Origin of the sequence: Protofrankia coriariae, assembly GCF_001017755.1 — a bacterium.
GTDB lineage: Bacteria > Actinomycetota > Actinomycetes > Frankiales > Frankiaceae > Protofrankia > Protofrankia coriariae.
The window spans coordinates 22930-30462 of the sequence record NZ_JWIO01000051.1; the positions used below are offsets into that span (position 1 = coordinate 22930).

General features: G+C 68.3%; 8 protein-coding genes and 1 pseudogene. 6 read left to right on the forward strand and 3 right to left on the reverse strand.

The window, feature by feature from the left end:
• A partial coding sequence (locus FrCorBMG51_RS21545) for a hypothetical protein (protein WP_200902547.1) occupies positions 1 to 1179 on the forward strand: 1179 nt, incomplete at its 5' end.
• A gap of 170 nt (positions 1180 to 1349) precedes the next feature.
• Here the strand turns inward: FrCorBMG51_RS21545 and FrCorBMG51_RS21550 are convergent.
• A complete protein-coding gene (locus FrCorBMG51_RS21550; RefSeq protein WP_047224838.1) occupies positions 1350 to 1961 on the reverse strand; it encodes a TMEM175 family protein in 612 nt (203 codons plus the stop codon).
• 477 nt (positions 1962 to 2438) lie between these two features.
• Here FrCorBMG51_RS21550 and FrCorBMG51_RS21555 point away from each other — a divergent pair, with 477 nt between their 5' ends.
• The 4 genes from FrCorBMG51_RS21555 (at position 2439) to FrCorBMG51_RS21570 (ending at position 5092) form a co-directional block, all read left to right on the forward strand.
• Positions 2439 to 3167: a GAF and ANTAR domain-containing protein gene (locus tag FrCorBMG51_RS21555; protein WP_052914922.1), complete on the forward strand. Its 729-nt coding sequence runs from the start codon at positions 2439 to 2441 to the stop codon at positions 3165 to 3167.
• A 50-nt stretch (positions 3168 to 3217) separates the two neighbouring features.
• Positions 3218 to 3988, forward strand: a complete 771-nt coding sequence (locus tag FrCorBMG51_RS21560) for a GAF and ANTAR domain-containing protein (RefSeq protein ID WP_086055609.1) — start codon at positions 3218 to 3220, stop codon at positions 3986 to 3988.
• A gap of 188 nt (positions 3989 to 4176) precedes the next feature.
• Positions 4177 to 4623: an STAS domain-containing protein gene (locus FrCorBMG51_RS25765; protein WP_162233265.1), complete on the forward strand. Its 447-nt coding sequence runs from the start codon at positions 4177 to 4179 to the stop codon at positions 4621 to 4623.
• Positions 4624 to 4720: 97 nt separating this feature from the next.
• On the forward strand, positions 4721 to 5092 hold the full coding sequence (locus FrCorBMG51_RS21570; protein ID WP_047224840.1) for a LapA family protein: 372 nt from the start codon (positions 4721 to 4723) through the stop codon (positions 5090 to 5092).
• Between the two features lie 198 nt (positions 5093 to 5290).
• Here the strand turns inward: FrCorBMG51_RS21570 and FrCorBMG51_RS27480 are convergent, their stop codons facing one another.
• Together FrCorBMG51_RS27480 and FrCorBMG51_RS21575 are read right to left on the reverse strand one after the other, a co-directional pair.
• On the reverse strand, positions 5291 to 5461 hold the full coding sequence (locus tag FrCorBMG51_RS27480; protein WP_076844236.1) for a CsbD family protein: 171 nt from the start codon (positions 5459 to 5461) through the stop codon (positions 5291 to 5293).
• A 261-nt stretch (positions 5462 to 5722) separates the two neighbouring features.
• Positions 5723 to 6013, reverse strand: a complete 291-nt coding sequence (locus FrCorBMG51_RS21575; protein ID WP_047224841.1) for a GlsB/YeaQ/YmgE family stress response membrane protein — start codon at positions 6011 to 6013, stop codon at positions 5723 to 5725.
• 1278 nt (positions 6014 to 7291) lie between these two features.
• Here FrCorBMG51_RS21575 and FrCorBMG51_RS32015 point away from each other — a divergent pair.
• Positions 7292 to 7533: pseudogene (locus tag FrCorBMG51_RS32015) on the forward strand (hypothetical protein); the annotation flags it as partial.

Consider the following 7533-nt stretch of genomic DNA (forward strand, 5'->3'; position numbering starts at 1 on the left):
CAGCCGCCCGCCTGGTTCGGCCGGTCGACCACGGCGGTCATCGACGGGGCCGAGGTGGTCATGGCGGCCGACGGGCCCCGCCGCCTGGAGGAGGCGGCCGCGCAACTGCTGGGCGGCCAGCTACGCCGTGCCCTGCGCGAGGATTGCGCCGGGCTGTGGTTCGACTGGTGGTTCGCCGAGCTCACCGACGCGCTGGCGACCCGCGTCCGGGACGAGCTGGGCCGCGGCGGCGGTGCGTGGGAGGCACCGTGGCGGCTGCTGCACGGCCTTACCTCGATCGCGTCGCCCGCGCTCGCCTCGAATACCCAGGACGCGCTACGGAGCGTGGCGTCGGATGTCGGGAAGGCGGTCCGGGCCGGCACGGCCGCGCGACCCCAGCCGCGGTGGCTGAAAACGCTGCCGCGTATCGCCGCCACCGGCGAGGTGTGGCGGATGCGCGATGCCTACGGCACCCGGCTGGCGGTGATCGCTGGCTGTGAGTATCCCGGTGGTGCGGACCCGTCGGTCTTCCTGTTCGACATCGACGCCTGCGGCTTCGTGGAAGTGGCCAACGCAGGTGTCTTCGACGATGTGGCGCAGGCTGCCGCGGCGTGGCGCAGCATGGTCGGTGACACGGCTGACGACGCCCTGCCGGTACCGTCCGAGACCGCGGAATCCCTGCGCTGCCTTCTTTACTGCGGTATCGGGGAGGAGACGATACAAGGAACCGAGTCCGATTCCGCACTGGACAACTGGTTCCGTGTCCGGCGCCGTATCCATGATCTCGCGGACGCGTTGAACGGGCGTGGGATGCCGCTACCCGATACGCCGTCGCTGTACCGTGACATCGACGAGACCCCGACGGCCGAGGCGTTCACCATCTGGTACGTCACCCGGCACGGTGCGCAGCCGGACTCTGACGCGGTCGCCGCGCTGGCGTACGAGTGGATCGAAGGGGTCCTGCCGGAGGCCCGGCATACGGTGTCCCCGCACCGCGTCCGGTTCCACCGGGCTCTGATGAGCGACTGGATCGATGATCCGGTCACGGCGGCGGCGAAGGCGCTTCTGCCCGACTGGGTGCGCTGGCATGGCGAACAGGCGGGGCTGCCCGAACACCTCGTCAGCCGAGCCGTCGCCGCTGTCACAGACGGTCCTGACGATCCTGAACCGTCGTCGGAGTGCGGGGCGGCATCGCTGTGATCCCGTTCGTCCGGCTGACCGGATCCTGGCCGTCCGGTCGATTCCGATTTGAGATCTGATCTCAATCTATGATTTTCGGGGCGCGCGTGTGCGTGCCCGGACGGTACGTCTCAACGGTGGGGCACCGGCCAGGCCATGTCCGGTGGATCTTCGATCGCGCGGACACGACCTCAGTCGGGGAGGCCCTGGTCGCGGATGATGCGGTCGATGCGGCGGTCGGGGATCAGCCACAGGATGGCGACGACGACGAAGAAGCCGAGCGCGATCCGGATGCCGATGTGCCCGTGGCCGGTGAGCAGCGCGCTCACGATACCGGCGAGGTAGAGGATCACGGATGCCTTGCCCTTGAGGTCCCGCCCGACAGCCTGCCGCAGCGGGGAGCCCGCGCCCTCGTTCCGAATGATCACAGTTTGTAGCACGAAGTAGGCGATCGCGGCCGCGAGCAGGTTCACCCCGTAGACGACCACGGGAGTGCGGGCGAAGTCGCTGTCGTCCATCCACGCGGTGGTGAATGGAAACAGGGAAAGGAAGAACAGCAGGCCCAGGTTCGCCCAGAGCACGCCGCCGGTGCTGCGCTGGACCAGTTGGAAGGTGTGGTGGTGGTTGTTCCAGTAGATGCCGACATAGACGAAGCTGAGCAGGTAGGTGAGCAACGAGGTCCCGGTGGTGTGCCGCAGCGCCGCCAGGTCGTGCCCCTCCGGAACCTTCAGTTCCAGCACCATGATCGTTATGATGATGGCCAGGACGGCGTCACTGAACGCCTCCAGCCGGCTCGTCCTCACGCGACGGCCGCCCGATCGCGGCCGTGACCGGCAGGCCGACGCCCTCGCGGGCGTACATCGCAAACATCCTTCCGCACATCGCACATCGTTCCATCTCGGCTGCCGCCTCCGGCGCAGGCGCGGTGGGACCGAGGGATCGGGGACGCGTAACCTGATTCGATCCGTCCCGTTGACGGCCTTCCTCTTCGGCCTGGCCGAGCAGGGAGGCCACGGGGCCACGGGTGGCGGCGTAGCTTGAGAGGCGTCATGTCAGCGTGGCTGTGTTCTCGTCCTGGTCTGGTCCGTATGCCTGTTCCGGGTTCCCTCTCGCTGATGCGGTTGGTCGACTGAGAGGAACAACCATAACCGCAGACCTCGTGGCCGGTTCGCCTACGGCAGAACCGACCCTTTCCGCGGTGGCAGGAGCTGAGAAGCGGTTGATCACAGCCAGGGGTGTCGTCGGTGTCGCACCGCGCCTGCGTGGCAGCCAAGGAGCGCGTGAGTGACCCCGGCCGGCTTCGCCGCGAGTTGCGTGCCCTGCTGGCAGACCGGTCCAGGGACGCTTCGGTGCTGGAGCGGCTGTGCACCGGCGCCGTGTCAGCCCTACCGGTGGACGGGGCTGCGATCTCGGTGACGGCCGACACTGCCGGCCAGGGTTACTCCGGCGCGAGCGATCCGGCCTCCGCCCATCTTAACGATCTTCAGTTCGCCCTCGGTGAGGGACCCTGCTGGGACGCCACCCGCCACGGACACCCGGTGCTCGTCGGGGATCTGACCGGGCCGGCGGGGCGCCGCTGGCCGATGTTCACCCCCGCGGTCCTGGCTGCCGGCTTCCAGGGGATCTTCGCGTTTCCGCTGCAGATCGGCGCGATCCGGCTGGGCGCCCTCGACCTCGTACGCGCGCGGCCAGGCTCGCTGGAGGGCGATGCGCTGGCGGACGCGTTGATCGTCGTGGACGTCGCGGCCCTCACGGTCATCGACGCGGCGGCCGGCGACCTGCGGGGCCCGGCCGGCCTGCCGCTCGGAGTGGGCCCGGACGCCTTCGGGATGTACCGGGCCGAGATCCACCAGGCGACCGGGATGGTGATGGCCCAGCTCGGGGTGAGCGCGCAGGAGGCCCTTGTCCGGCTGCGCGCGTACGCCTACGCCGCCGGGCGGACCCCCGACGAGGTCGCCCGCGACATCGTCGGCCGCCGGCTGCGACTCGACGGTGACCTGCCCGGATGATGGCGGACAAAACTCCTCATGGGACGCGTGACGGGTGCGTGGAGGCGACGGTGGATCAGGAACAGCAACTGAGCGAGGCGTTCGTCGCCCTGGCCGACAGTCTGGTGGCCGACTACGACGTCGCGGACCTGCTGCGCCGGCTGGCCGACCACTGCGTGACCCTGCTCGACGTAGCCGCCGCCGGCCTGTTGCTGGCCGACCAGCGCGGCAGCCTGCAGGTCGTGGCAGCATCCTCGGAGACCAGCCGGCTACTCGAGTTGTTCCAGCTCCAACACGACCAGGGGCCGTGCCTGGACTGCTACCACACCGGCACGGCGGTCACCGTTCCCGACGTCGATCTGGCCGCACGCCGGTGGCCGATCTTCACGGCCGAGACGCGTGCCGCGGGCTACCGCTCGGTCCATGCGCTACCGATGCGGCTACGCGACGAGGTGATCGGCACGTTGAACCTGTTCGGTACCCGCCCCGGCCGTCTCGACGACGCCGACGCCCGCATCGGCCAGGCGCTGGCCGACGTGGCGACGATCGCGATCCTGCAGGAACGTGCGATCCGCCACCAGGAGATGCTCGCCGAGCAGCTACAACACGCGCTGACCAGCAGGGTCGTGATCGAACAGGCCAAAGGAGTCCTCGCCGAACGCGGCAGCCTCGACATGGACCAGGCGTTCAACCGGCTCCGCCGCCACGCCCGCAACACCAACACCCGCCTCACCGACCTGGCCCGCGGCATCGTCGACGGAACGGTCGACAGCACCGCTGTGCTGACCTCCCACCGACGCCGCCAGCCGCCACCCCCGTCCATCCGAGGTTCGGCGAGATAGCCGACAATCGTGTCCCGGCGCCGCGGGACCGCCCGCAACGTGGAAAAAGTTTCCCGGTCGGAGACGGATCGCGCTATGGTGAGAGCCGGGTCTGAGTAGCCAGCCGAAGTGTCCGGATGCCATGCGCTCCCGTCGACTGCTTACACCTTCCGGTGGCAACTCATTTGGCCGAAAGCCTGGTGATCGTGATGGAGGGTTTCCTCCACCTGTCCGGCCCGTTGTCTCAGCGCACTTCCAGGTCCGTCATCCGCTTTCATACCGACACCTACGCGCCGCCCAGTATGACGATCGTGCGTGTCCACGGTGAGATCGACATGGCCACCGGCGCCGCGTTCCGCGCGGCGCTGATGGCAGGCCTCGACCAGCTACCACCGCTGCTGGTGGTCGACCTCGACGGTGTGTCCTTCCTCGACGCCTGCGGCCTGGGAATCCTGGTCGGCGTCGCGAACCGGGCGGCCCTCGCCGGCATCCCCGTCAAGGTCGTCGGAGTCCGCCCCCACATCTACCGCCTGTTCGCCCTGACCCGCATGGTCGACCGGCTGAATGTGCACGCCACACCGACGGCCGCCGCCCTGATCCCCGATCTGGCCCCACCAGGTGCGGCAACCGCGCCGACCGCCCTCACGGCTGTGTGATCCGGGACATGTCAGGCAAGAAGGGGATGTCGCGGACAGCAGCGCTCGACAGACCCACAGGTGCACTACCCGGCCGAGGCCAGAACAGGAAGCCGTCATGACGATCACCGACCCGTCGCCGGACCCACGGACACCCGAGACGGGCGGCACACAGCCCGCGGTCCGCCAGCACGTCGTGCGCTCCACGCGCACCAGCCGAACCTGGACAGCGGCAATTCTGTTCGCCCTCGTCCTCATCCTGCTGTTGATCTTCATTCTGCAGAACGGCCAGCAGGTCGAAGTGTCGTTCCTGAGCTTTGACGGCCACCTGCCGCTCGCGGTAGCGATGCTGTTCGCCACGGTCGCGGGAGCACTACTGATCGCGATCCCCGGAACGGGCCGCATGTTCCAACTCCGCCGGCTCGCGCGTCGTCACCGCAATGCCGAGGCCCGCAACCCCGGTCGCGGTGACCTCCACGTCACCCGGTAGCCAGAAACCCCTCTCCCGTGCGCACCGTGACGAGCCATCCCATCGTGCGGTAATCCAATTCCCGGCCCCCTCTCCCGTGCGCGCCGTGACGAGCCGGCGGGTGCTCATCGGCCCGCAGGCAGGCGGAAACGGGCCTGCGGGTCCGACCCTGTTGGCCGGACCCGCAGGCCCGCTCGATTGTGGCTGTTCCGGTCCGGTCTAGCTGAAGGCGTCCCTGACGTTCTCACCAGCCTGCTTGAGGTCCCCGCGGGTCTTCTCGGCCCCGCCTCTCGCTTCCATTTCTCGGTCGCCGGTTACCCTGCCGGCGCTCCGCCGGCCCTTTCCCCGGAGCCGATGCAGCGTGTTTCTGACCTTGTCAGTCATACTCATGTGGATTCCTTTTCCTGTGGAAGTGCCGGCAGCGGTGCGCGTGCCGTGGCCAGGCTGTTCGTCGCGCTGAGCGCCGTGCTGACGAAGGCGACGGCCCGTGGAGTGACGGTTCGCCACATTCGGGCGCTGTCCCGGACGAGGTGGCGATACCGCCGGCAGCCCCTGTAGCGGACCGGTTCGGCCGCGCATCGGCGCGAACGGCCGTACCGCGACGCCGGCCCGATACCCTCTCGCCCAGGCGTCGCGAGGCCCTCCCCGCTCCTACCGTCGCGCGTACCGACGGCTGCCGGTGCGGCCACCGACACTCCGCCACACCAGCAGTACCAGGATGGAGCCGATGACGGCACCGATGATTCCGGATGGCTGCAGGGCGCCCTCACCGACGTCCCGGTCGAACAGAATATAGCCGAGGAAGCCGCCCACGAAGGAGCCGATGGCACCGACAACGATGGTGCCGAAAATACCGATCTGATCGGGGCCGGGCAGCACAATACGAGCGATCGCGCCAGCGACCAGACCCAGCAGCAGCATAACGAGGACAAAAGTAACCATGGTGGTCTCTCCTTGCGACAGAGGTTTCTTGTGATATCCCCTGTGGCCACCCCGTTAAACTATTTTTCTTGATTATGGCCAGTTATTTCTGTGCAAACGATGCAGGCTGCGCGAGTGCGCAGGCCGTGTAGCGGTCGCCCTGCTGCCGGGGACACCTCTGTCCGGGTGGTGTCATCCGATTTCGTCACCGGCGTCTGGCACGCGGGTTGGCATGGTCGAAGCGGGTGTCCGCCGAACACGGACGCGGCACGACTCCAGCGTGGTTGCGGACAGTGACATTTCGATTTCGCCCGAACGCCGTCGACAGTCGCCTCCTTGTTCATCTTGGTCTCGATGAGCCAGCAGGTCCGCTCGCCGTCGACTTCTTCGATCGCGACGAGGTCAGGGTTGTACTCGCGGCCTTCTCGGGTCCAGGTAGTCGGGAGATCGTCGATGTGTAGACGGGCCCGGACAACGACGTTGCTGCGCACGTCGTCGAGCGCATGGGCAACCTTGCACTCGGGTGAGGTGTCGAACCAGGCGTACTTGTAGAGGCACTTGTCCCAGCCACCGTATGCGAGCGACTGGGAGCGGGGCTCGGAGTGACCGACGCGCAGAAACGGGACAAGGTCACCGGTGAGTTGGTGTGGGCGGTGCGGATGATGGACGCCGACCCGAACGCGCGGGCCGGGTCGGCGGAGGTGAAGGTGAAGATCGCCGCCGCGGTGCGGCCGGTGCCGCCGGAGTCGTTGGCGGGTACGCCGTTTCGGCCGGTGGAGTTCGACGGGCTGACGCTCNGCGCGCGGGTGCGGGGCGGGCGGCGGCATGACCGGGGCAACAGCTATCCCGGACGCCGGTGCCGGGGCGCGTGCCGGTGGCATCGCACGAGCATGTCAGCGTGCACGTCGGTCGGACAGCTCGGCCCGTTGCTACATAACGATCTTGAAGAGGCTGTGAGGGGCTCAGTTGAGGAGCAAAACCCCTGGTCAGAGGTGGTGGGCAGGGGCGGGGTCGAACCGCCGACCTTCCGCTTTTCAGGCCGGTCCATACCGTTCAGGAACGTCCGCACACGTGCTTTGACGTCCACTTCTGGTCGCCGGAGTGCCCCTCTGGCGGCCCGCGTTGCCACACGCATTGCCACACATCCGCCGCCTCCGAGAGGGCCAGCGACACCCCCGTCGCGCCTTCGCCGCACCCCTGTGTGGCAACCGGTGCGGCAGCGGGCAGGGCGGAGCGGACAGCCCCGCCCGAGCGATCAGCCGGCGCCTGGCAGCCGACCAAGGTCATGCGGAGTCTTCGATGAGCGCCGAAGCGGCAACAGCCGCAGCATCGTCAGGCGGCCGTGGCGGCGACCGGGCAGGAAGCTCCGCCGTCCGCGGCGTCACCGTGATCATGGTGCTGGTGATGGGGCTCAGTTTCCTTTTCGGCTTCGGCAACTCCTGGGCATTGGGACTCCACCTCGGGGTGCCGCCGTACGTCGCGCCGTTGGTCGCTCCCGCGGTGGATCTGTCGGTCGTTGGGACCGTTGACCGGACTACCGG

What these genes read in the sequence shown, in the direction of transcription:
- FrCorBMG51_RS25765 (WP_162233265.1), top strand. Translation starts at nt 4,177, where the DNA reads ATGGAGGGTTTCCTCCACCTGTCCGGCCCGTTGTCTCAGCGCACTTCC.
- FrCorBMG51_RS27480 (WP_076844236.1), bottom strand. Translation starts at nt 5,461, where the DNA reads ATGAGTATGACTGACAAGGTCAGAAACACGCTGCATCGGCTCCGGGGA.
- FrCorBMG51_RS21570 (WP_047224840.1), top strand. Translation starts at nt 4,721, where the DNA reads ATGACGATCACCGACCCGTCGCCGGACCCACGGACACCCGAGACGGGC.
- FrCorBMG51_RS21575 (WP_047224841.1), bottom strand. Translation starts at nt 6,013, where the DNA reads ATGGTTACTTTTGTCCTCGTTATGCTGCTGCTGGGTCTGGTCGCTGGC.